General features: G+C 68.5%; 18 protein-coding genes and 1 pseudogene. 10 read left to right on the top strand and 9 right to left on the bottom strand.

Features of this window, described 5'->3' with window-relative positions:
* Position 1: 1 nt before the first annotated feature.
* Complete coding sequence (lipA, locus tag HMPREF0321_RS11295; RefSeq protein WP_006946581.1) at positions 2–1,027, bottom strand: lipoyl synthase; 1,026 nt, start codon at positions 1,025–1,027, stop codon at positions 2–4.
* Positions 1,028–1,142: 115 nt separating this feature from the next.
* Positions 1,143–1,784 carry a lipoyl(octanoyl) transferase LipB gene (gene lipB, locus HMPREF0321_RS11290; RefSeq protein WP_006946636.1) on the bottom strand — a complete coding sequence of 214 codons (642 nt, stop codon included), beginning with the start codon at positions 1,782–1,784 and terminating at the stop codon, positions 1,143–1,145.
* A gap of 143 nt (positions 1,785–1,927) precedes the next feature.
* On the opposite strand from lipB, the gene HMPREF0321_RS11285 reads away from it, so the two are divergent.
* Positions 1,928–3,613, top strand: a complete 1,686-nt coding sequence (locus tag HMPREF0321_RS11285; RefSeq protein ID WP_006946649.1) for a serine/threonine-protein kinase — start codon at positions 1,928–1,930, stop codon at positions 3,611–3,613.
* A gap of 68 nt (positions 3,614–3,681) precedes the next feature.
* Here HMPREF0321_RS11285 and HMPREF0321_RS11280 read toward each other — a convergent pair whose 3' ends face one another.
* From HMPREF0321_RS11280 to HMPREF0321_RS11270, 3 genes are all read right to left on the bottom strand, one after another.
* A complete protein-coding gene (locus HMPREF0321_RS11280) occupies positions 3,682–4,590 on the bottom strand; it encodes a TIGR01777 family oxidoreductase (protein ID WP_006946521.1) in 909 nt (302 codons plus the stop codon).
* 23 nt (positions 4,591–4,613) lie between these two features.
* Positions 4,614–6,464 carry a 2-oxoglutarate dehydrogenase, E2 component, dihydrolipoamide succinyltransferase gene (gene sucB / locus HMPREF0321_RS11275; RefSeq protein WP_006946555.1) on the bottom strand — a complete coding sequence of 617 codons (1,851 nt, stop codon included), beginning with the start codon at positions 6,462–6,464 and terminating at the stop codon, positions 4,614–4,616.
* A 188-nt stretch (positions 6,465–6,652) separates the two neighbouring features.
* Positions 6,653–8,137, bottom strand: coding sequence for a leucyl aminopeptidase (locus HMPREF0321_RS11270; protein WP_006946582.1), 1,485 nt, complete (start codon positions 8,135–8,137; stop codon positions 6,653–6,655).
* 101 nt (positions 8,138–8,238) lie between these two features.
* Here HMPREF0321_RS11270 and gcvT point away from each other — a divergent pair, with 101 nt between their 5' ends.
* Positions 8,239–9,342, top strand: coding sequence for a glycine cleavage system aminomethyltransferase GcvT (gcvT, locus tag HMPREF0321_RS11265; RefSeq protein WP_006946532.1), 1,104 nt, complete (start codon positions 8,239–8,241; stop codon positions 9,340–9,342).
* A gap of 121 nt (positions 9,343–9,463) precedes the next feature.
* Here the strand turns inward: gcvT and HMPREF0321_RS11260 are convergent, their stop codons facing one another.
* Positions 9,464–10,093 (bottom strand): DUF3043 domain-containing protein, encoded by a 630-nt coding sequence (locus HMPREF0321_RS11260; protein WP_006946565.1) that lies wholly within the window; start codon positions 10,091–10,093, stop codon positions 9,464–9,466.
* A 72-nt stretch (positions 10,094–10,165) separates the two neighbouring features.
* Here HMPREF0321_RS11260 and HMPREF0321_RS11255 point away from each other — a divergent pair, with 72 nt between their 5' ends.
* The 8 genes from HMPREF0321_RS11255 to HMPREF0321_RS11220 all read left to right on the top strand — a co-directional run bounded on the left by HMPREF0321_RS11255 (position 10,166) and on the right by HMPREF0321_RS11220 (position 17,680).
* A complete protein-coding gene (locus tag HMPREF0321_RS11255) occupies positions 10,166–11,533 on the top strand; it encodes a dipeptidase (RefSeq protein WP_006946573.1) in 1,368 nt (455 codons plus the stop codon).
* Between the two features lie 125 nt (positions 11,534–11,658).
* Complete coding sequence (locus tag HMPREF0321_RS11250; protein ID WP_006946591.1) at positions 11,659–12,342, top strand: M50 family metallopeptidase; 684 nt, start codon at positions 11,659–11,661, stop codon at positions 12,340–12,342.
* 94 nt (positions 12,343–12,436) lie between these two features.
* The gene (locus HMPREF0321_RS11245; RefSeq protein ID WP_006946562.1) at positions 12,437–12,799 is read left to right on the top strand and encodes an iron-sulfur cluster assembly accessory protein; all 363 of its coding nucleotides are present in this window, start codon (positions 12,437–12,439) and stop codon (positions 12,797–12,799) included.
* Positions 12,800–12,877: 78 nt separating this feature from the next.
* Positions 12,878–13,864 carry a carbohydrate kinase family protein gene (locus HMPREF0321_RS11240; protein ID WP_006946602.1) on the top strand — a complete coding sequence of 329 codons (987 nt, stop codon included), beginning with the start codon at positions 12,878–12,880 and terminating at the stop codon, positions 13,862–13,864.
* Complete coding sequence (gene aat / locus HMPREF0321_RS11235; protein WP_006946588.1) at positions 13,861–14,562, top strand: leucyl/phenylalanyl-tRNA--protein transferase; 702 nt, start codon at positions 13,861–13,863, stop codon at positions 14,560–14,562. Before HMPREF0321_RS11240 ends, aat begins: the two co-directional genes overlap by 4 nt.
* A gap of 66 nt (positions 14,563–14,628) precedes the next feature.
* Positions 14,629–15,558, top strand: coding sequence for a cytochrome c oxidase subunit II (coxB, locus tag HMPREF0321_RS11230; protein ID WP_006946600.1), 930 nt, complete (start codon positions 14,629–14,631; stop codon positions 15,556–15,558).
* Complete coding sequence (gene ctaD / locus HMPREF0321_RS11225) at positions 15,558–17,282, top strand: cytochrome c oxidase subunit I (protein WP_006946564.1); 1,725 nt, start codon at positions 15,558–15,560, stop codon at positions 17,280–17,282. The genes coxB and ctaD overlap by 1 nt, the downstream gene beginning before the upstream one ends.
* A complete protein-coding gene (locus HMPREF0321_RS11220) occupies positions 17,279–17,680 on the top strand; it encodes a cytochrome c oxidase subunit 4 (RefSeq protein WP_006946541.1) in 402 nt (133 codons plus the stop codon). Before ctaD ends, HMPREF0321_RS11220 begins: the two co-directional genes overlap by 4 nt.
* A gap of 396 nt (positions 17,681–18,076) precedes the next feature.
* Here HMPREF0321_RS11220 and HMPREF0321_RS11215 read toward each other — a convergent pair.
* From HMPREF0321_RS11215 to HMPREF0321_RS11205, 3 genes and pseudogenes are all read right to left on the bottom strand, one after another.
* Positions 18,077–19,095, bottom strand: a pseudogene (locus tag HMPREF0321_RS11215) (transposase).
* A 937-nt stretch (positions 19,096–20,032) separates the two neighbouring features.
* Positions 20,033–21,694 (bottom strand): ubiquinol-cytochrome c reductase cytochrome b subunit, encoded by a 1,662-nt coding sequence (locus tag HMPREF0321_RS11210; RefSeq protein WP_006946606.1) that lies wholly within the window; start codon positions 21,692–21,694, stop codon positions 20,033–20,035.
* A complete protein-coding gene (locus HMPREF0321_RS11205; protein WP_006946571.1) occupies positions 21,691–22,800 on the bottom strand; it encodes a ubiquinol-cytochrome c reductase iron-sulfur subunit in 1,110 nt (369 codons plus the stop codon). Before HMPREF0321_RS11205 ends, HMPREF0321_RS11210 begins: the two co-directional genes overlap by 4 nt.
* Positions 22,801–22,844: the final 44 nt, after the last annotated feature.

Genomic DNA, 22,844 nt, shown 5'->3' with positions numbered 1-22,844 from the left:
GTCAGGATACGCGGGTCTCGGCGCGGGCCACCAAAGACGCAGCTTCCTGACGCGCCGGCGACGACGCCGCCTCCGCGAGGTGCAGCAGGTTCTCCGGCAGCTCCTGGCCGCGCTTGGCCATGACCTGGGCGTACAGACGGCCGGCTCGGTAGGAGGAACGCACGAGCGGACCCGCCATGACGCCGGAGAAACCGATCTCCTCGGCACGCTCGGACCAGTGCACGAACTCCTCCGGCTTGACCCACCGGTCGATCGGGTGGTGCAGCTTCGAGGGGCGCAGGTACTGCGTGATCGTGATGATGTCGCAGCCCGCCTCGTGCAGGTCGACGAGCGCCTGGTCGATCTCGTGCTCCTCCTCACCCATGCCGAGGATGAGGTTCGACTTCGTCACGAGCTCCTGTTCGCGCGCCATCGTCAGCACCTTGAGCGACTTCTCATACGTGAACGCCGGGCGGATGCGTCGGAAGATGCGCGGTACCGTCTCCAGGTTGTGGGCGAACACCTCGGGGCGGGCGTCAAAGACCTTGCCGACGAGCTCGGGGACGGCGCCGAAGTCGGGCGGCAGGATCTCGACACCCGTGTTCGGGTTGAGTTCGTGGATGAGGCGCACGGTGTCGGCGTACAGCTGCGCGGCACCGTCGGGCAGGTCGTCGCGCGCGACGCCGGTGACGGTGGCGTAGCGCAGGCCCATCTCACGGACGGACTCGGCGACGCGGCGCGGCTCGTCGAGGTCGAGGGCGGACGGCTTGCCGCTCGCGATGTCGCAGAAGTCGCAGCGTCGCGTGCAGGTGTCGCCGCCGATGAGGAACGTGGCCTCACGGTCCTCCCAGCACTCGAAGATGTTGGGACAGCCGGCCTCCTGGCACACGGTGTGCAGGCCGCCACCCTTGACGAGATTCTGCAGCGAGTTGTACTCCGGGCCCATCTTCGCCGTGGTGCGGATCCAACTCGGCTTTCGTTCGATGGGCGTTTCGGCGTTGCGCGCTTCCACGCGCAGCAGTCGACGGCCTTCGGGCGCGACGGTCACAGAAAAGCACTCCTCGGCTTGGCGATTGAGGGCGACACGGCGCGAAGATGCGCGCCAGCGCTCAGAACAACAGCGTACGCGGGTGAAAACTTCCCGGCGAGTACGCGGACGGCGCTCACGCCGCCTTCGACGGGGCGACGATCGCCGACAGGTGACGCTCCACGACAGGGAGCACCTCGGCGACGGTGACGTCACGACCGACCTCGCGGCTCAGTGTCGTCACCCCGGCATCGGCGATGCCGCAGGGCACGATCGTCTGCGTCCACGACAGGTCGCAGTCGCAGTTGAGCGAGAAACCGTGCATCGTCGCGCGCTTCGAGACGCGCACGCCGATGGCGCCGATCTTGCGGTCGGGGCCCTTGTCGTCGGCGAGCACCCAGGTGCCGGAACGTCCCTCCACGCGGTCGGCGTCGACGCCGAACTCGGCGCACACGTCGATCATGAGCTGCTCGAGGCGACGCACGTGCGCGACGACGTCGATGGGGATGGGCAGCGCCATGATCGGGTAGCCCACGAGCTGACCCGGACCGTGCCACGTGATCTTGCCGCCGCGGTCGACGTCGACGACGGGCGTGCCGTCGAAGGGACGCTCGTGCGCCTCGGTGCGCTTGCCCGCCGTGTAGACGGGGGAGTGCTCGAGCAGCAGAACCGTGTCCTCGCCGCCCGCGACGACGTCGGCGTGGACCTGACGCTGCACCTCCCACGCCTGCTCGTAGTCGACGAAGTCAGGGGCGAAGCCGAGGTGCTGGATACGCATCCCCCGAGCGTACTCTCCGACACGCCGCGACGGCCGCCGGCCTGCCTGTGGATAACTCGACGCACGCTTCGGCCCTCCTGGGCGACAGTGGAACCAGTGACGCCGACCGCGGCGCCCCTCGCACGCCGAACCCAGGAGTCACCATGCCCGACGCAACCGCACCCACGATCGCCGGATACACCATCGAAGCGCTCATCGGGCAGGGCGGCAGCTCGTCGGTGTGGCGCGCCACCGGGCCGCAGGGCACCGTCGCGATCAAGGTCGGCACGGAACCCGCGATCACGGCGCGTTCGGAATGGCGGATGCTGCGGCGCCACGCGGGGCCCCACGTCGTCGAGGCCCTCGATCTCACGACGAGCGCCGAGGGCCACAGCGCGCTCGTGCTCGAGTACATGGCCGGAGGCAGCCTCGACGACGTCGTGCGAGGACGCGGCGGACTCACCGTCGGCGAGTGCGTGACGGCGCTCGCTCCGGTCGCGGCGACCATGGCGGGTTTCCACGACCGAGGATGCGTGCACGCCGACCTCACCCCGTCCAACATTCTCTTCGACCACCAGGGACGCCCTGCGATCGCAGACCTGGGGGCCACGCGTGTCGCGGCACGCGCCGACGGGGCCGACTGGGCCACCTACGGGTTCGTCGCTCCCGAGATCGTCGACGGCGAACCGCCCAGCGCTGCGGCCGACGTGTACTCCTTCGGGGCGCTCGCCTGGTTCTGTCTCCTGGGGATGCCGCCGCCCGTCGCAGCGCTGCGGCCGCACCTCGTCGACGTCCTGCCCGACGCGCCGGACGCGCTCGTCGACCTCATCACGGCGTGCCTCGCACAGACGCCGTCGTCGCGCCCGCACGCCGCGGAGCTGGCGACCCGGCTGCGCGGTGTCGCCACCGCACGCCCGGTGCCCGTGCCGACCGCCGTGCCGATTGGCGAGGGGAGTGACACCCCTGCCGTTGGTGAGTCGATCACGCGACGACTGCGGGACGAGGCGCAGCGGCGGCAGTTCCTCGAGCCGGCCGACGCGGAGCGCCATGGGTCGTCACTCAGGGGCGGACGTCGTGGGCGACGGGGGCGTCGTGGCGCTGAAACCCGCGGCGAGGTCGGGGGAAGACGGACGTGGCGTCCAGGGGCCGTCGACGCTGGGCGACGTGCTGACGCGGCGGGCGCGTGCTGGAGAGCTGGTCGCTGGGTGCCCGCGGCGCTGCTGGGGGCGTGCGTCGTCACAGCAGCAGCGATGTGGCCCGTTCACGCAGGCGGAGACTCGGCGAATGACGCCGGATCTTCGACGAGCGCGGCCTACGCGCGCGCCAACCCTGGTGTGACACCGGCGAACTCGACGACGTCCTCGACGGCGGTGACGCCCGCACCGCCGTCGAAGACGATGCCGAACGCGGTGTCGCCCTCGACCAACCCGGAGGCGGGGACGGCGGTGCCCGCGTCCGGTGCGAAGACGCCCACGATGACGGCTCCGACGCGTCAGGAGGTCGTGGCGCTGCTCGACTGCCGGGCCAAGGCCTGGTCGACGTTGGATCGAGAAGGCCTGGGCCGGTGCCTCGTGCCGGGCTCGGCTGCTCACACGCACGACCTGCAGGCCTTCACGCGGGCGAGCGCGCAGGGCGCGTCGTACGACGGCCTCGGCTACGCGATCGGCGCGCTGACGCCGACGTCATGCAGCGGTGGCCAGGTGTGCCTGACGAGCCGAATCACGACGTCGGGGTACGACGTCCGCACCAAGACCGCGAGCGAGCGTGTTGCTGCGCGTCACGATGACGTCCGGCTCGTCCTCAGCCACGACGGCACGGGCTGGCGCATCTCGTCCTGGTCAGCGAGCTGAGGCGCATCTCCGCCATGAACCGGACGAGAGCGCGCCACGCGCCCGATCAGCCTCCCGACGCGCGCCGGTCAGAGCGCCGACGCGACGAGCCGGTCGAGCGCCTGGTCCTGGTTCTCGTCCTGCCAGTCGAACCCGGCAGCTTCGAGCACGTGGGGGCGTACCCGCGTCGACGCGGTCACCTGGTCGGCCATCTCACCGAGGACGAAGCGCAATGCCCCCTTCGGTACGCGCAGGGCAGCGGGGCGCCGCAGCGAGCGCGCGAGTGCCTGTGCGAGATCGGCCTGCCGACTCGCGCGCGGTGCGACGAGGTTGACGGGCCCGACGACGTCGGGGTGGTCGAGAAGAAACACCAGCGCGCGCACCTCGTCACGCAGCGTGATCCAGCTCCACCACTGCCGCCCCGAACCCAATGGGCCCCCTGCGCCCAGCCGCGTCGTCGTCAGGAGGGGAGCGAACGCTCCGGCCTCGCCCGTCATGACGAGACCGGTGCGCGCGAGGGCGACGTCGTGGCGCTTCGCAGCCCTCATCGCCGCAGCTTCCCACTCGATGCAGACGCGAGCGAGGAAGTCTTCCCCGGGTGCGCTCGTCTCGTCGAGCACCTCGTCACCGCGATCGCCGTAGAAGCCGATCGCCGAAGCCGAGACGAGACGAATCCGTTGTGGCACCTCCGCCAGTGCGTCGGCGAGCCTCGACGTCGTCTCGATCCGCGACTCGCGAATCGCGTCCTTGTACGCGCGGCTCCACCGATGATCCCCGACGCCCGCCCCGGCCAGGTTGACGACCGCATCGACGGTGGCGAGCGTCTCGACCAATCGGCTGTTCGAGCTGCGGGCCTCGGGCAGCGTCACCTCGCCGGGTGTGACCGCCGGTCGTCGGACGATCCGGATGACGGTGTCGCCGCGGCGACGCAGACATGATGACAGCGCACCGCCGATCACTCCGGAGGAACCGGTGATGGCGATGCGCTGTCCAGTCATGCGGTCAGACTAGCCCGCGACGATCACACCTCGAAGGCGCCCTCTTCCAGGCGAGCCTTGATGGCCGAGAGGAAGCGACCGGCGTCGGCGCCGTCGACCACGCGGTGGTCGTAGGTGAGGACGAGGTTCATTATCTGACGGATCGCGATCGAGTCGTTGCCGAACTCATCGGTGACGACGACGGGACGCTTGACCATCGCGCCGGTGCCGAGGATGGCGACCTGCGGCTGGTTGATGATCGGGGTGTCGATGAGCGAACCGTTCGAGCCGATGTTCGAGATCGTGAACGTGCCGCCACCCAGCTCGTCCGGCGTCACCTTGTTGTCACGCGTGCGAGCGGCGAGGTCGGCGATCTTCTTCGCGATGCCGGCGATCGACAGGTCACCCGCGTCCTTGATGACGGGCACGAGCAGGCCGCGCGGCGTGTCGACCGCGATGCCGATGTGCTCGGCGTTGTGGTAGATGATGTTGTCACCGTCGACCGAGGAGTTGACCTGCGGGAACGCCTTGAGCGCCTCGACGACAGCCGTCGTGATGAACGGCAGGTAGGAGAGGTTGACGCCCTCGCGAGACTTGAAGCTCTCCTTGTTGCGCGCACGGATGCTCGCGACCTTCGTGAGGTCGACCTCGACGACGGCCGTCAGCTGCGCGGAGACGGCGAGCGACTCGACCATGCGCTGCGCGATGACCTTGCGCAGACGCGACATCTTCTCTGTCGTGCCGCGCTTGGCCTGAGCCTCGGCGGACGGCTGCGGCGTCGTCGTCGACGCGGCCGGGGTGGAGGATGCTGCCGGAGCCGCGGCGGACGCAGCCGGGGCGGCCTCCTGCTTCGGCTCCTGGGCCTTCTTCGCAGCGTCGAGGACATCCTGCTTACGGATGCGGCCACCGACGCCGGTGCCCGTGATCGTCGACAGGTCGATGTTGTTCTCGGCCGCGATCTTGCGCACCAGAGGCGTGACGTAGGTGCCGGAGTTGTCGACCTTCGTCGACGTCTCCTGCTGCTTGTCGGAGCCGGCGCCGGCCTTGGGGGCCTCGTCCTTCGGCGCCTCGCTCGCCGACGACTCGGCCGCCGGGGCTTCCTTCTCGGCGGCCTCGTCGTCCTTGACCGGGGCCGGCGTCTCGTTCTTCGACTCCGCGGCCTCGACGGCCTCGTCCTGCTTCTTCGAGTCGACCTCGTCCTGGTTCTTCTGCGCCTTCTCGGCCTCGGCCGAGTCGTCGGAGGAACTCGAACCGGCCGAGCCGCCGATGACGGCGAGGTCGGCGCCGACCGGCACCGTCTCGTCCTCGGCGACGAGGATCTTCGTCAGCTTGCCCGCGACGGGGGAGGGAACCTCGGTGTCGACCTTGTCCGTGGAGACCTCGAGCAGGGGCTCGTCAACGGCGACGTCGTCGCCCTCGGACTTGAGCCAGCGCGTGATCGTGCCCTCGGTGACGGACTCGCCGAGCGCGGGCATCGTCACCTTCTCGCCGCCGGAGACCTCAGCAGCGGAGTCGTTCGAGGAGTTCGAGCTCTCGGACGCCTGCGGCGCGCTCTCGGCGGCCTCGTCCTTCATCTCGTCGGCCTCGGCCTGCGGCTCGGCTTCCTGCGAGTCGTCGGAGGAGGAGTCGGAACCGGAGTCGGACGACGCGGGAGCGTCGCCGTCACCGATGACGGCGAGGTCGGCGCCGACCGGCACCGTTTCATCCTCTTCGACGAGGATCTCCTGCAGCGTTCCGGCGATCGGCGACGGAATCTCCGTGTCGACCTTGTCCGTGGAGACCTCCAGCAGCGGCTCGTCAACGGCGACGGTGTCGCCGACGTTCTTCAGCCAGCGGGTCACGGTGCCTTCGGTCACCGACTCGCCGAGGGCCGGCATGGTCACGCGGTCAGACATGGGTGGAGGTCTCCTCAATCCAAAATTCACTTTGGTTTCGCGGATGAAGTTGTGAACTCCGGGGCACTTCGCAGCGAGCGGATCTCCCCGATCAAGGCCATCTTGTCACTCGCGGACGGGGTTGCGGAAACCCGCCCCGAATACCCGCGGGTAGGAAAACGGCCGTTCCCACCCGCGGGCCTGCTCGATCAGGCGCGAGCCAGCTCGACGAGGGTGCGGACGGCGAAACCGGTGCCGCCCTTGGGGTTGACGCCGTAGGGGCTGCCCTCGTTGAACGCGGGCGCCGCGATGTCCATGTGGATCCAGTCGATCTGCTCGCCGTTCTTCTCGCCGACGAACTCCTTGAGGAACATCGCCGCGGTGATGAGCCCACCCATGCGCTCGCCGGTGTGCTTGAGATCGGCCACCTCGGAGTCGATGCTCGGGCGCAGGTGCTCGAGCAGCGGCATCGGCCACATGTGCTCGTCGACGCGCTCGGAGGCCGCGATCAGTTCGTCGCGCACCTCGTCGTTGTTGCCGACGATCGCCGCCGTGCGGTTGCCGAGCGCGAGCACGGCCGCGCCGGTGAGCGTCGCGATGTCGATGATGAGATCGGGCTCCTCCTCGGTGGCGTAGCACAGGCCGTCAGCCATGACGAGGCGCCCCTCGGCGTCGGTGTTGTCGATCTCGACGGTCGTGCCGTCGTGCATGCGGATGACGTCGCCGGGACGCTGCGCGTCGGCGCCCGTCATGTTCTCGGCGAGGCACAGGTAGCCCGTGACGGCGACCGGCAGCTCGAGCGCGGCGACGGCCTCGAGGAAGGCCGCGACGGCGGCGGCGCCGGCCATGTCGCACTTCATCGTCGCCATGCCGTTGGCGGGCTTGATGCACAGGCCGCCGGAGTCGAACGTGATGCCCTTGCCGACGATGGAGATGTGCTTCGTCGCCTTCGCGGGCTTGTACGTCAGCGTCACGAGGCGCGGCGGACGCGCCGAGCCGCGGCCGACGCCGATGAGGCCGCCGCACTCGGCCTTGGCGAGGGCCTTCTCGTCCATGATGTCGACCTTGACCTTGGTGCCCGACATGCGCTTGCGGACGATGTCGGCGAACGAGGCGGGGTTGAGGTCGAGCGGCGGCATGTTGACGAGGTCGCGCGCCCAGTTCTGCGCGGTCACGACGGCCGCCGCGGTCTCGACGCCCGCGAGGGCGCCGGAGGACTTCGCGTCGGTGACGAGCAGCGTTGCCTTGGCGAGGGCGTCCTTCGGCTTGCTCTTGTACGCGGTGTAGGCGTACGCGCCGAGGGCGATGCCCTCGCAGATGGCCTGGACGAGGTCGTCGGCGACCGCGGGGAAGGCGAAGACGGCGCTCGAGGTGCCCGTGAGCGAACGCGCGGCGGCGCCGGCGGCGTCACGCAGCGCGGAGGCCTTCGTCGGCGCCTGCTCGGCGTCGACGCCCGAGCCGACGGCGATGACGAGGCCGCTCAGGTCGCCGGCACCCGACAGGCGCAGCACCTCGTCGGCGCGACCCTTCGCCTCGAGCGTCGCGAGAGCCTCGTTGAGCGCCTTGACGGCGGCGGGGGAGACTCCGACGGGGTCGATGACGCGGGCGCCGTCCTTCGTCGGTGCGGTGAGGACGACGGTGGCGTCGGCTGCGATGGCGTCCGCGCTCTTGTCGCTGAGGGTGATGTCGACCATGTGGGGCCCCTTTCGTGGGTGATGCCGAGGTCATCGGCGTGCGTGCTGCTGGGGCGAGCTTAACGGCCCGTAGGACGTGGTGGGCGCGGTAGGTTCGAGGCATGACTGAGAACAAGCTCTCGCCCCTCGACGAGCGTCACCGCGCCCTCGGGCCGAAGATGGCCGACTTCGGAGGATGGGACATGCCCATCGAGTATCCGGGCGGAGGTGTCGTGCGCGAGCACACAGCGGTGCGTGAGCGCGTCGGCATCTTCGACGTGAGCCACCTGGGCAAGGCGACGGTGAAGGGTGCCGGCGCGCTCGACTTCGTCAACTCGTGCCTGACGAACGACCTGCGCAAGATCGGGCCCGGCCAGGCCCAGTACACGATGTGCTGCGACGAGAGCGGCGGGGTCGTCGACGACCTGATCGTCTACGTCAAGGCCGAGGACGATCTGTTCCTCATCCCCAACGCCGCGAACACGGCCGAGGTCGTGCGCCGCCTCGAGGAGGCCGCGCCGGAGGGTATCGAGGTCGCCGACGCGCACGAGGAATACGCCGTGCTCGCCGTCCAGGGTCCCAAGTCCGACGAGGTCGTCTCCGCACTCGCTCTGCCCGTCGACCACGACTACATGAGCTTCGACGAGGCCGACTGGCAGGGCCGCCCCGTCACCGTGTGCCGCACCGGCTACACCGGTGAGCGCGGCTACGAACTCGTCTGCCGCTGGGACGATGCCCTCGCGCTGTGGGACGCCCTCGTCGAGGCCGCGGCCCCCTACGAGGGTCTGCCCTGTGGCCTCGGGGCGCGCGACACCCTGCGCACCGAGATGGGATACCCCCTGCACGGGCAGGATCTCTCGCTCGACATCACGCCCGTGCAGGCGCGCTCCGGCTGGGCCGTCGGCTGGAAGAAGGACGCGTTCTGGGGCAAGGACGCCCTGACCAAGGAGAAGGCCGAGGGCCCGCGCCGCATCTCGCGTGGCCTCAAGCTCACCGGCCGCGGCATCCCGCGCGCGCACTGCATCGTGCGTGACGCCGAGGGCGCTGAACTCGGCGAGGTGACGTCCGGGACGTTCTCGCCGACTCTCGGCATGGGCGTCGCGCTCGCGCTCGTCTCGCCAATGCTCGCCGAGGGCGACCAGGTCGTCGTCGACGTGCGTGGTCGCATGCTCGAGGCCGTCGTCACGAAGCCGCCGTTCGTCGAGGTGCAGACGCGCAGCAGCTGACGCGATGAGCGCCTCCCGCCTCGGCGGCGTCTCCTCTGACGACATGACGAAGGGGGCTCGCACCGGATGGTGCGACCCCCTTCGTCATGCGTTCGTTCTGGACGTGCCGAGGTGAGGCGCGTCAGGCGACCGTGTCGCCCCGCTTCACCGTCGGACGGGGGAAGCGCAGGCGGCGCATCTGCATCGAGCGCGTCACCGCATAGAGGGCGCCGCCGCGCGGCACGGCACCGAACTTGGCGATGAGGTCCTTCTTGATGCGGCGCCACAGCAGGGCAGAGTCGATGAGGCCCGCGAGCACGATGACCCACACGAGCGCCAGGGTGATGGCGGCCAGCTTGGGCAGCAGGAACCACGAGAAGATCAGGATGAACATGAGCGGCATCGCGACCTCGCCCAGGCTGAGGCGGGCGTCGACGCGGTCACGGATGTAGCGCTTCTCGGGGCCGCGGTCGCGCAGCGGCAGCGCGGATTCCTCGCCACGATCGGCGGCTGCGCGCTGCTGGGCGCGCGCCTCGCGTGCGCGCTCCTTCTCTGCCGCCTTGGCTGCCTTGCGGTCGGTCTCGACGAGGGGGCGCCGACGAGCGGCCTCCTGGTCCCTGCGCTTAGGCGTCGGGCGGTTCTTCGCACCGGGGCGCGGAGTGTGCGCCGCATCATTCGTCGGGGCGGCCGGCTCGCGCGTCGCATCCTTCTCGACCGCGGTGGCTCCGACGGCGGTGGCGCCGCTGCTCGTCTTCTTCTTCACTGCTCGCACCCGCGCCACTTTACGTCACGCCCGCGCGCCTCCCATCGCCGACACGGGCGCGCGGGGGATACCGTGGCGGCTGTGACTGCCACCGTGAACGCGGGCGCCCCGGAGGATCTCCGCCAGCGCATCGCCACCCTCATGCCCGGCGTCGTCGAGGACCTCAAGGCCCTCACGCGCATCCCCAGCGTCTCCCTCGGATCGTTCGACCAACAGCACGTCGACGACTCCGCGCGCGCCGTCGCGAAGCTGCTCGAGGCCGAGGGGATGGACGTCAAGGTCGTCTCCGAGGGCGGCCGCCCGGCCGTCATCGCGCACAAGGAAGGACCCGCAGGGTCGCCGCGTGTCCTCATGTACGCCCACCACGACGTCCAGCCCCCCGGTGACGACGCCGACTGGCAGAGCCCGCCGTTCGAACCGACCGAGCGCGACGGTCGCCTCTACGGCCGCGGCGCGGCCGACGACAAGGCCGGTGTCATGGCGCACATCGCCGCGATCCGCGCCTGGGGCGACGACCTGCCCTGCACCGTCACCCTCTTCATCGAGGGGGAGGAGGAGATCGCCTCCGACTCCCTGCCCGCACTGCTGCGCACGTACGCGGACGAGCTGACGTCCGACGTCCTCGTGCTCGCCGACTCAGCGAACTGGGCCGTCGGCACGCCGGCGCTGACGACGACCCTGCGCGGCACCGTCCGCGCCGTCGTCACCGTCCGCACCCTGGCGCACTCGGTGCACTCGGGCATGTTCGGGGGCGCCGTCCCCGACTCGCTGACGACGCTGTGCCGCCTGCTCGCAACGCTTCATGACGACGCGGGCAGCGTCGCCGTCGCCGGGCTGGACTCCGACGAGAACGTCGACATCGACTACACGCCCGAGGAGCTGCGCCGCGACGCCGGCATGCTCGAGGGCACGCAGCTCATCGGCACGGGCCCGCTGACCGCGCGGTTGTGGCGTGGGCCGAGCATCACCGTCATCGGGCTCGACGCGACGGGCGTCGACGTCGCGAGCAACACGCTCGCGGCGAGTTCGCGAGCCAAGCTGTCGCTGCGCGTCGCCCCCGGGCAGGACCCGCAGGCCGCCTACGAGGCGCTCGCCGAGCACCTGCGCTCCCACGCACCGTGGGGTGCGCAGGTGGAGGTGGAGCTCGAGGAGATCGGTTCCGGTTTCGACGCCGACGCCACCGGCCCGCTCTACGACGAGGCCCGCGCCGCCTTCCGTGACGCCTGGGGCAGCGACCCCGTCGACGTCGGCATCGGCGGCTCGATCCCGTTCGTCTCCTTGTTCGCGGAGATGATGCCCAACGCTGCGCTGCTCGTCACCGGTGTCGAAGACCCCGACACCCGCGCGCACGGCGCGAACGAATCGCTGCACCTCGGCGAGTTCGCGAAGGTCTGCCTCGCCGAGGCGGTTCTCCTGCAGCGCGTCGCGAAGGCCTCGGACGGCGCGTGACACGGGGCGCTCGACGACGACGGGTGAGGCCTGCGTGATGGCGCGTGGCCTCACCCGCTGTCGGGTGCCTGTGGTGAAGGCCGGGGTCAAGAGCCTCATCCATCCCGAGGGGGCGATGTCGGGACATGAATGACGACCTCATGCTGCTGAGCGCCGTCGTCGGTGCCGTGTGCGCGCTGGCAGGCTGGTTGTTCGGCCCGTTGCGTCATGCCGTGACCGCGGTCCACGAGGCGGGGCACACCCTCGTCGCTCTTCTCGCGGGGCGCAGCGTGCGCTCGGTGCGGCTCAACCGTGATTCGTCAGGTGAGGCGGTAAGCGTCGGCCGACAGGGTGGGCTCGGCGTCGTGCTGACCCTCCTGGCCGGGTACCCGGCGCCCGGGATCGTCGGGCTCGGGGGTCTGGTCGCCCTGCGCGCAGACCAGGCGCGGATCTGGCTCGTCGCCGGCGCCGTTGTCGTCGCACTCATGGCACTGCTCCTGCGCAACGCGTTCGGCGTCGTCGTCATCGCGTGCGTCGGGGCGTTGCTCGTCGCGACGCTACGTTGGGCCTCCGATCCCGTCACGAACGTCGTCGTGGCGAGCGCGTCGTGGTTCCTGCTCGTCGGCGGGCTGCGCTCCGCGCTCGAGCTGTTCCGCCCCCACGTCGGGCGTGACGACGCGATGGAGCTCGCGCGCGTCGGTCACGTCCCTGCGTTCGTCTGGCGGTTCGTGTTCTTGCTCGCCGCCATCGCGTGCCTGACGGCGGCTGCCGCCGTCGTCGGAGTGCTCGAGCCGGTCCGCTCGTCACTGGCGCGCCTCGGCGGCGCGTAAGGTGGGGCGGGAACACGGCGGGCCGCCGCGGTGTTGCACGAAGAACGGCCTGGAGACCACCAGGACCGAAGACGTGAGAGAGGATCGATCCACGATGACGGTGGAGACGAACACCCAGGCCGAGACGGCCACCCACGGCGTCATTCTGACGGACGTCGCCGCAGCCAAGGTGAAGAGCCTGCTCGAGCAGGAGGGCCGTGACGACCTTCGCCTGCGCGTCGGCGTGCAGCCGGGCGGCTGCTCGGGCCTCATCTACCAGCTCTACTTCGACGAGCGCACCCTCGACGGTGACCTCGTGCGCGACTTCGGTGGCGTCGAGGTCGTGGTCGACCGCATGAGCGCGCCGTACCTCGACGGCGCCTCCATCGACTTCGCCGACACGATCGAGAAGCAGGGCTTCACGATCGATAACCCGAACGCGGGCAGCTCCTGCGCGTGCGGTGACAGCTTCAGCTGATCCGATCGGCTCCGCCTCGGCGCCCACTGCTGCGATGGCAGCGTGGGCGCCGAACGCGTTTCACGGTAGGTTGATGCGGTGAAGATCGCAGTGACGGGTTCCATCGCAACCGACCATCTCATGACGTTCGACGGGCGCTTCGCCGATTCGCTCGTCGTCGAGCAGCTCGACAAGATCTCGGTCTCGTTCCTCGTGAACGACCTGCAGATCCGCCGCGGAGGCGTGGCGGGCAACATCGCGTTCGGCCTCGGCAACCTCGGCCTGCGCCCGATCCTCATCGGGTGCGTGGGCGCCGATTTCGCCGACTACGGCTCCTGGTTGGAGCGTCATGGCGTCGACACCTCTGAGGTGCGCATCTCGCAGACGCAGCACACCGCGCGTTTCGTCTGCACGACCGACAACGACATGGCGCAGATGGCGTCGTTCTACCCGGGTGCGATGTCGGAGGGGCGCGAGGTCGAACTCGGCCCGATCGCCGAGCGCCACGGGGGTTTTGACCTCGTCCTCATCGGCGCGCACGACCCGGAGGGCATGCGTCGCAACACGCAGGAGTGCCGGCGTCGGGGCATCCCGTTCGTCGCGGACCCCTCCCAGCAGCTGGCCTTCGGCGACGGCGCGTTCATCCGCGACATCATCGACGGCGCGCAGTACCTGTTCACCAACGAGTACGAATCGCACCTCACGGAGCAGAAGACGGGCTGGAGCGCCGACGAGATCCTCGACCGCGTCGGGGTACGTGTCATCACCCGCGGCAAGGACGGCGCGAGCATCCACCGCCGCGGTGAGCCGACGATCGACGTGCCCGTCGCCCAGATCGCGCAGGCGGTCGACCCGACGGGCGTCGGCGACGCCTTCCGCGCTGGATTCCTGGCCGGGTTGTCGTGGCAGCTCGAGCTGGAGCGCTGCGCCCAGCTGGGTTCGGTGCTCGCCGCTCACGTCATCGAGACCGTCGGCACCCAGGAGTACGTGCTGAAGGCGCCCGCCTTCCTCGACCGCTTCCGCGCGGCTTACGGTGACGCCGCGGCAGGCGAGGTGGCGGCGCGCCTGCGTGATCGGCGGTCGTGAACCCGCTCGAGCTCGAGTGCCGGTGGAACTTCGCCGACGCCGACTTCGACGCCGATGACGACCTCGTCGCCCTCGGCGCCGACCTCGAACCGGCGACGATCGTCGGGGCGTACTCCCAGGGCGTCTTCCCGATGGGTCTGGGGGAGGGCGGCGGCGAACCGCTCGGCTGGTGGTCGCCGCTGGAGCGCGGCGTCCTGCGTCGCGGTGACTTCCACGTCTCCCGCAGCCTGCGTCGCTCGGGCCGGACGATGGAGGTGAGCATCGACACCGCGTTCGACGACGTTGTCGCCGCCTGCGCCGACCCGAGCCGTGACGGCGCGTGGATCACCCCCGCCGTCGCCTCGGCCTACGGCGCACTCCACCGCCTCGGGGTGGCGCACTCGATCGAGGTGAGACAGGACGGCGAACTCGTCGGCGGCCTCTATGGGCTCGCGCTCGGTGGGTTGTTCGCCGGCGAGTCGAAGTTCCACGTCGCGACTGACGCATCGAAGGTGGCGCTGTGGGCGCTGAGCGAGGTCGTGTTCGCCGAGCCCGGGCCGCGTCTGATCGACGTGCAGTGGCGCACGGACCACCTCGCGAGCCTGGGCATCACCACCATGGAGCGTCCGGCGTACCGCGACGCCGTCGCGCACCTCGTCACCTCGCCGCCGATCACCGGTCTGGTGCCGGGCGCGCGGGTGCCGTTAGGCAATCGTTAGAGCCAGGAGATACCCCCCGACCCTTGGCGAAGTCTGAGCCTGGGATAAGGTTTGAATGTGCCTGGTATGGATCTGAGGAAGGTGGACGCTGTGCGTCGGCCCTTACGGAAGACGAGCCCCTCGTGGCGTCGTCGAATTGCTGCTGTCGGTGTCGGTGGAGCGGTACTGCCGCTGACCGCGTGCTCCGGAGAGGTCAGCCGCGGCTGGCTGCCCGAGGGCGTCACCGAGAACTCCCACCATGTGATCGATTTCTGGGTGGACACCTGGTACTGGGCGCTCGCCGTCGGCGTGCTCGTCTGGGGCCTCATGCTCTGGTGCATCCTGCGCTACCGCCGTCGCAAGAGCGACACGGGCTTCCCGGCGCAGATGCAGTACAACGTGCCGATGGAGATCCTCTACACGGTCGTGCCGATCTTCATGGTCGCCGTGCTGTTCGGCAAGACGGTCGGGCTGGAGAACAAGCTGCTCGACACCAAGCCGAAGCCCGACGTGACGATCAACGTCGTCGGCAAGCAGTGGAGTTGGGACTTCAACTACGTCGACGCCAAGACCTACGACACCGGCGTCATGGGTGACATGAAGGCCGGCAAGCCGGGCGCCGAGGCCGGACTGCCGACGCTGTACCTGCCCGTGAACAAGCGCGTCGAGTTCGTGCTGACGACGCGCGACGTCATCCACACGTTCTGGGTGCCGCAGTTCCTGCAGAAGCTCGACATGATCCCGAGCAAGGTGAACAAGTTCGCCGTCGACACGACGCAAGAGGGCACCTTCAAGGGCAAGTGCGCCGAGCTGTGCGGTGCGTACCACTCTCAGATGCTCTTCAACGTGAAGGTCGTCTCGCAGGCGGAGTACGACAAGCACATGGACGACCTGCGCAAGCAGGGCAAGTCCGGCTTCCTGTCGAACTCCCTCAACCGTTCCAGCGTCGCCCCGCAGGACCAGCAGTACCTGCCCGAGGGTGTCGGCGCGCCGGACATCGTCAAGGAGGGTAAGTAATGGCTACGGCTACGACTCCCGCCGCAGGCCTTCAGCAGCGCCCCGAGGCACGGCGTCCTGAGGACTTCAACGCGGGCCGAACCATCGTCAAGTGGTTGACGACGACCGACCACAAGGTCATCGGCAACCTGTACTTCATCACGTCGTTCATCTTCTTCCTGCTCGGTGGTGCGATGGCTCTGGTCATCCGTGCCGAGCTGTGGTCGCCCGGCCTGCAGGTCGTCGACAACCCGGAGCAGTTCAACCAGCTGTTCACCATGCACGGCACGGTGATGCTCCTGATGTTCGCGACGCCGCTGTTCTCGGGCTTCGCGAACGCGCTCATGCCGCTGCAGATCGGCGCACCCGACGTCGCCTTCCCGCGACTCAACATGCTCGCCTACTGGCTCTACCTCTTCGGCAGCCTCATCGCCGTGGCCGGCTTCCTGACGCCGCAGGGTGCGGCCTCGTTCGGTTGGTTCGCGTACGCGCCGCTTTCGAGCACCACCTACAGCCCCGGTCTCGGCGGCAACCTGTGGGTCTACGGCCTCGCGCTGACCGGTTTCGCTTCGATCATGGGTGCGGTCAACTTCGTCACGACGATCGTCTGCATGCGCGCTCCCGGCATGACGATGTTCCGCATGTCGATCTTCGTGTGGACAGTGCTCATCACCTCGATCCTCGTGCTGCTCGTCTTCCCGGTCCTCGCCGCCGCTCTGTTCGGCCTCGGCCTCGACCGCACGATGAATGCGCACGTGTTCGACTCGGAGACGGCCGGAGCCATGCTCTGGCAGCACATGTTCTGGTTCTTCGGGCACCCCGAGGTGTACATCATCGCGCTGCCGTTCTTCGGCATCATCTCCGAGGTCCTGCCGGTCTTCTCGCGCAAGCCGATCTTCGGTTACAAGACGCTGGTCTTCGCGACGATCGCCATCGGCGCGCTGTCGGTCTCGGTGTGGGCTCACCACATGTACGCGACCGGCCAGGTGCTCCTGCCCTTCTTCGCCGTCATGACAATGCTCATCGCCGTCCCGACCGGCGTGAAGTTCTTCAACTGGATCGGCACCATGTGGGGTGGCTCGCTCACCTTCGAGACTCCGATGTTGTGGGCGCTCGGCTTCCTCGCGACCTTCCTCTTCGGTGGTCTGACGGGTGTCATCCTCGCCAGCCCGGCGCTCGACCTGCACCTGTCCGACTCTTACTTCGTCGTGGCGCACTTCCACTACGTGATCTTCGGCACCGTCGTGTTCGCGATGTTCGCGGGGTACTACTTCTGGTGGCCCAAGTTCACCGGCCGCATGCTGAACGAGACGATCGGCAAGATCCAGTTCTGGCTGCTGTTCGTCGGCTTCCACCTGACGTTCCTCGTCCAGCACGTGCTGGGTGTCGAGGGCATGCCCCGTCGTTACGCGGACTACCTCCCAGAGGACGGCTTCCAGTTCTTGAACCAGGTCTCGACCGTTGGTTCGTTCCTGCTGGGTGCCTCGATGCTGCCGTTCCTCTACAACGTGTACATCACGTGGAAAAAGGCGCCGCTCGTCACGGAGGACGACCCGTGGGGCTTCGGGGCCTCGCTCGAGTGGGCGACGTCCTGCCCGCCCCCGCGTCACAACTTCAACAGCATCCCGCGCATCCGTTCCGAGCGCCCCGCGTTCGACCTGCACCACCCGGAGGTCGGAGTCTTCTCGGTCCTGCCGGCGCAGGACACGGTTGACCAGCTGGGCGGAAAGGCTCACACCGCATGAAGACGTCATACAAGCTCTTCCTCGTGCTCGGCCTCTTCTACCTGCCGCTGATCTTCATCTACGGCCACTTCAGCCACTGGGACGAGCCGGTGGGTGTCGTCGGCCTCGCGCTCAGCACCGGCTTCGGCCTCATGATCGCCGGTTACTTCGCGGTCACCGACCGCAAGCTGGGTGCGGGCCCGAGCGACCGCCCCGAGGGCGAGATCAGCGACGTGTCCGGCGAGCAGGGCTTCTTCTCGCCCCACTCGTGGACGCCGCTGTGGCTCGCCGCTGCGATTTCGCTGCTCGCGTTCGGGATGGCTGTCGGCTGGTGGATCGTGTTCATCGCCGCTCCGCTCGTCTGCGTTGCGGTCGTGCTATGGACGTTCGAATATTTCAGTGGCGAGCACGCCATCTGATCACTCGCACCAAAGATCGCCCCGCCCTTCCTCTGGAAGGGCGGGGCGATCTGCATGTCTGGGTGGGGTGGGCTCGCTGGTTCAGCTGTGCGACGTCACGCGAGGGTGCGGTGATGACAGTGGCGGGGCTGGCAAAGCCGCCCGGGCGCCCCCCAGCCGGCCCGTGCGTACCTGCGATTTTCGTCCACATTGCGATTGCCGTCCCCCCTTTGCCAATGACGTGCCCATCTGCGAATCGCGTCCACAACTGCGAAGCACAATCAAACTCACGCAGCGGATCTTGCGCGAGTGCGGCGATCGCGGCGTCTCGCTCGCGCTCGTGCGCGTCGCCCCTGGGCGCGCCGGCGTTCAAGTCTCTGGCAGTGGTGTAACGGTGTGTTCCTTCGCGGGGTGGGTTCAGGCGGTGAGTGCGGGCATGGGTTCGTGTCCTGGCTCGGTGGGCGGGTCGGTGAGGACGGCCGCGCGTGAGCGGGCGAGGACGTCGAGGCCGAGGTAGCGGCGTCCTTCGTCCCGTTCATCGGTTTGTTCGGCCGGGACGGCGCCGACGAGGTGCACGATCGCGTCGCGGCTGGAGAAGATCCCGACGAGTTCGCGACGTCGTGAGTGCAGCATGGTTGCCAGTTCGCGCCCGGCAGGTTCGCGCTGAGCGCTTTGCGCAGACCGGGGTGGGCGTCGCTGGTGACGAGCAAGACACTGCTCAGGCCGCGGGCGACGAGGTCGGCGAAGAACTCGCTCCTCGCTGACCCGGTTTCGCTCGTGGCCACGCGCAGGCCGAGCATTTCACGAGGCCGTCATTGTTGACGCCGGTGGCGAGCATGACGACGGTGTTGATGACGCGGCGTCCTTCAGCACTTTCATCGTGAGGGCGTCGGCGGTGACGAACGTGAACGGGCCTGCATCGCCCAGGGGGCGGTTGCGGAAGTCGTCGACGAGCTGGTCGAGGTCGGCGGCCATACGGCTGACCTAGGACTTCGACAGTGCGTTGGCGCCGAGGGTTTTCACCAGCTTGGGGGCACCACCCGCTGCGATCCCCGCATCGCGCGTAGCGGGGGGCCATGCGGCGGCGTGGACACGCCGGCAAGGTAGCAGTCAGCGACGACGGTGTTGAGTGCGGACTCGGCTCGTTTGCATCGTTCCATGAGCCAGTCGGGGGAAGTAGGCGCCTGAGCGCGGCTTCAATACAGCGATGTCGAGGGCGCTGAGGCGGGTGTCGAGGTCGCGGTCGCGGTAGCCGTTGCGGTGGGTCGTGCGTGTCGGGCTGGGTTGGCCCCACTCGGCGCCGGTCACGGCGTCCGCGTCGGCGGACAGCAGAGCGCTGAGCATGGTTTGCAGTAGGTGGCGCACCATGTCCGGGTTGCTTCGGACAAGGCTTCGCCCAGCACGCTGGCAGGGTCGACAATGTGAGGTGCGGTTATCGTGATGACTCCGTTCGAGGATTCTGTAGGAGGTTGACTCGAAGGATCACGCGGTGGCTGCGCCCACGTCCAAGAGGCCGGGGGCGCGACGACCGGTGTTTCACCACAATCAGGGACTCATCTGCGCCGCGGCTACGCTGCCGGCACAGCAGGCCAGGGCCAATCGCCGCCGTCATCGCAGGGCACCGACGGGCGACTTGCTGGGCGCGCCGCCATCAGCTCAGGCGAAGGACCATGCAGAGACGCTGCTGGGCGCCCGCCGCCTCTCACAGCGTGGTGCGCGCTCCTTGCCTCCCGAGGCGGCGCCCTCATGCCCGCTTGTAGGGGTGCCCGCTCGCAGGCGGGGGCAGGGCAGGCTGGTATGGCGTCGGCCGTCTCCCCACGACCACCAGCCGTTGAGCGACGACCGGGGCCGGGAGGCGACGACGAAACGGCCCCGGGCACGATGGCGACATTGTTCTGACGCGAGTAGGAGGCGGCTCCGGCCACGATGTCGACGTTGCCCTGACGTGAGCACGAGGCGGCTCCGGGCGCGATGAGCGAACGGCTCCGGCCGCCGAGCGAGGCACCGCTGTACGGCACGATGAGACGGGGGAGAATCCCTCCGGACCACGTGGACGCATGAGCTGATGCGTGGGCGACACCCTCACGACCGGTGACGAATGCGAGACAAACGCGGGCGAGGGGGATCGAGGCGATGCGGTGCGTCCAGAGCACCATCCCGGGCGAGGCCGGCAGCCTCGCGGAACTCCGCCACCCGAAGCGCGTGGCGACCTGGCACCCGCAGACGCCTGCACCCGGGAAGCTGCCCTTCCTCCCTGGCCGGCCCACCTGAGGTGGCCATGGAGCGTCGTCCTGACGCCTCCCGGCCGAGATACGCCGAAGGCCCCCGACATCAGTGATGTCGGGGGCCTTCGGCGTTATCCTCGCGGGCGACTCAGTGAGCGCCCTCGAGAGCGTGGTCGTCACCGTGGTGGTGAGCTGCCTCGAGCTCGGCCGGAGTGACGGGGGCGATGCTGTCCTTGTAGTAGAAGTTGGTCCAGCGGTTGCGACGCTTCGCCTTCCTCCGCTCCTTGCCCGAAAGACCATCGAGCTCGATCTGGCTCGGAGTACCGGCCTCGTAGCTCACGAGCTGCCAACGCGTGTACTCGTCGAGCGGCTCGTGCGCCTCGAAGAATCGACCCTCCGGCGTGCGGATGACGCGTCCGGACTCGCGCCCGTGCAGCACCAGGTCGCGGTCGCGACGCTGCAGGCTGAGGCAGATGCGCTTCGTCACGAGGTAGGCGAGGATCGGGCCGAGGAAGACCATGACGCGGAAGAAGTACGTGATGTCGTTGATCGACATGTGCAGCTTGATCGCCATCAGGTCGTTGCCGGCCGCGAACATGAGGACCGCATAGAACGTCGCGAACGCCACGCCGATCGCCGTGCGCGTCGGAGCGTTGCGCGGACGGTCGAGCACATGGTGCTCACGCTTGTCGCCCGTGACCCAGGCCTCGATGAAGGGGTAGACCGCGATGGCGCCGAAGAACAACGGCAGCAAGGCGATCGAACCCGGGAAGATGTTCATGCTCCACGTGTGGCCGAACAGCTGGAACTCGAACACGCCGGGCAGCAGACGGAGAGCACCGTCGGCGAAGCCCATGTACCAGTCAGGCTGCGAACCGGCCGTCACCTGCGTCGGCTCGTACGGTCCGTACATCCAGATCGGGTTGATCGTGATGAGACCCGAGATCAGCGCCGTGATACCGAACACGACGAAGAAGAAGCCACCGGCCTTCGCCATGTACACCGGCATGAGGGGGAAGCCGACCACGTTCTTGTCGGAGCGGCCCGGGCCGGGGTACTGGGTGTGCTTGTGCACGACGAGCAGGATGAGGTGTGCGGCGAGCAACGCGACGAGAATCGCCGGGATGATGAGGATGTGGAGCGTGAAGAAGCGGGGGATGATCATCTCGCCGGGGAAGCCGCCACCGAACAGCGCGTACGAGATGTACGTGCCGACGATCGGGACCGAAAGGATGAAGCCCTCCATGGCGCGGATACCCGTACCCGAGAGCAGATCGTCCGGGAGCGAGTAGCCCATGAAGCCCTCGATGATCGCGAGCATGAACAGCAGGGTGCCGATGACCCAGTTGATCTCGCGGGGCTTGCGGAACGCGCCCGTGAAGAACACGCGGAACATGTGCATCATGATCGACACGATGAACAGCAGCGCCGCCCAGTGGTGGAGCTGACGGATCAGCAACCCACCACGGATGTCGAACGAGATGTCGATCGCGGAGGCGTAGGCCTCCGACATCTGGATGCCCTGCATCGGGACGTACTGACCGTTGTAGATCGTCTCGCCCTGCGACGGCACGAACCAGAACGTGAGGAACGTACCGGTGATCATGAGGATGACGAAGGAGTACAGCGCGACCTCACCGAGCATGAAGCTCCAGTGGTCGGGGAACACCTTCTTCATGAGGAAGCGAACGCCCTTGGCGCCGCCCGTGCGCTCGTCCAACCAGTTGGACATGCCAGCCAGGCCGCCCTGCGGGTCCTGACGCTGTGTTGTGGGGTGCGTTGCGCTCGCGGAAGAGGCAGCGGTGCTCATGACTTGAGTTCCTTCCCGTTGTCTTCCCAGAAGCTCGGGCCGACCGGGCGCTTGAAGCCCTGGTCAGCAACGAGGTAGCCCTCGTCGTCGACCGAGATCTTCAGCTGCGGCAGCGGACGCTTGGCGGGGCCGAAGATGACCTTGCAGTCATCCGTCATGTCGAACGTGGACTGGTGGCACGGGCACAGCAGGTGGTGCGTCTGCTGTTCGTACAGGCCGACGGGGCAGCCGACGTGTGTGCAGATCTTGGAGTAGGCGACGATGCCGTCAACACCCCACTTGCGCTGACGCTCCGACTTGATCTTCTCCTCGTCGAGCCGCACGAGCAGCACGGAGGCCTTCGCCTTCTCGTTGAGGGGGTGCTCCGTCGTGTTGATGCCCTCCGGCAGGACGTGGAAGACCGAACCCAGCGTGACGTCCGAGGCGCGGATCGCGGTGCCCTCGGGGTCGCGCATGAGGCGGCGGCCGCGGCCGTTGATCTTCTCGTCCCAGAGCGTCGTCGCGAGGTCGTTCTTCGGCATGGGGCCGAGACCACCGAGCAGCGGAAGAGCCACCGGGACGGCGAACAGACCGAGAGCGCCACCGAGCGTCCACTTGAGCAGCGGGCGACGCTTCAGCTGCGCGGCCTCCGCGCCACCCGTCATGATCTTGGCGGCGGCTTCCCAGGCCTCGTCGTCGGACTTGAGCTCGTGCCGCTCCTCGACGACCTCTTCGTCGGGCATGATCGTCTTAGCCCAGTGGATGGCACCCAGGCCGATGCCCAGCATGGAGATCGCCATCGTGAGGCCGAGAGCGAAGTGCAGCGCCTTCATCGGGCCGATGAAAGGAACCGAGATGATCGACTCGCGGCCGACCGCGAAGTAGCAGACGACGAACGCGATCGTCGCGATCATCGAGAGCAGGAACAGCATGGCGACCTGGCGCTCGGAGCGCTTGGCCGCAGCCGGATCCTCGTCACCGAGACGGTGGACGTGCGGGGGCAGGCCCGGGTCGGAGAAGTGCTCGGGTAGTGCGCCCGAACGCTCGACGTGCCCGTCGTTCGGGCTCACCGGAGCGTTGTCCGGGTGGCCGTCACCGGGGAGCGCATGCGCGCCGGTTTCATTCATTTCGTTGCGTTTCCTGTCTGACGAGTCAGAGCCGAAGCGGGGGA

This window comes from Dermacoccus sp. Ellin185 (assembly GCF_000152185.1).
In the GTDB taxonomy this organism is placed as follows: domain Bacteria; phylum Actinomycetota; class Actinomycetes; order Actinomycetales; family Dermatophilaceae; genus Dermacoccus; species Dermacoccus nishinomiyaensis.
The sequence above is the reverse complement of the archived record's forward strand: the minus strand, read 5'-3'. Positions and strand labels throughout refer to the sequence as shown.

Bases quoted from the DNA above. Each gene is read 5' to 3' on its own strand.
- HMPREF0321_RS11270 (WP_006946582.1), bottom strand. From the start codon at position 8,137: ATGGTCGACATCACCCTCAGCGACAAGAGCGCGGACGCCATCGCAGCC.
- HMPREF0321_RS11220 (WP_006946541.1), top strand. From the start codon at position 17,279: ATGAAGACGTCATACAAGCTCTTCCTCGTGCTCGGCCTCTTCTACCTG.
- HMPREF0321_RS11250 (WP_006946591.1), top strand. From the start codon at position 11,659: ATGAATGACGACCTCATGCTGCTGAGCGCCGTCGTCGGTGCCGTGTGC.
- HMPREF0321_RS11245 (WP_006946562.1), top strand. From the start codon at position 12,437: ATGACGGTGGAGACGAACACCCAGGCCGAGACGGCCACCCACGGCGTC.
- HMPREF0321_RS11210 (WP_006946606.1), bottom strand. From the start codon at position 21,694: ATGAGCACCGCTGCCTCTTCCGCGAGCGCAACGCACCCCACAACACAG.
- HMPREF0321_RS11285 (WP_006946649.1), top strand. From the start codon at position 1,928: ATGCCCGACGCAACCGCACCCACGATCGCCGGATACACCATCGAAGCG.
- lipB (WP_006946636.1), bottom strand. From the start codon at position 1,784: ATGCGTATCCAGCACCTCGGCTTCGCCCCTGACTTCGTCGACTACGAG.
- coxB (WP_006946600.1), top strand. From the start codon at position 14,629: ATGGATCTGAGGAAGGTGGACGCTGTGCGTCGGCCCTTACGGAAGACG.
- HMPREF0321_RS11205 (WP_006946571.1), bottom strand. From the start codon at position 22,800: ATGAATGAAACCGGCGCGCATGCGCTCCCCGGTGACGGCCACCCGGAC.
- HMPREF0321_RS11280 (WP_006946521.1), bottom strand. From the start codon at position 4,590: ATGACTGGACAGCGCATCGCCATCACCGGTTCCTCCGGAGTGATCGGC.
- gcvT (WP_006946532.1), top strand. From the start codon at position 8,239: ATGACTGAGAACAAGCTCTCGCCCCTCGACGAGCGTCACCGCGCCCTC.
- ctaD (WP_006946564.1), top strand. From the start codon at position 15,558: ATGGCTACGGCTACGACTCCCGCCGCAGGCCTTCAGCAGCGCCCCGAG.
- sucB (WP_006946555.1), bottom strand. From the start codon at position 6,464: ATGTCTGACCGCGTGACCATGCCGGCCCTCGGCGAGTCGGTGACCGAA.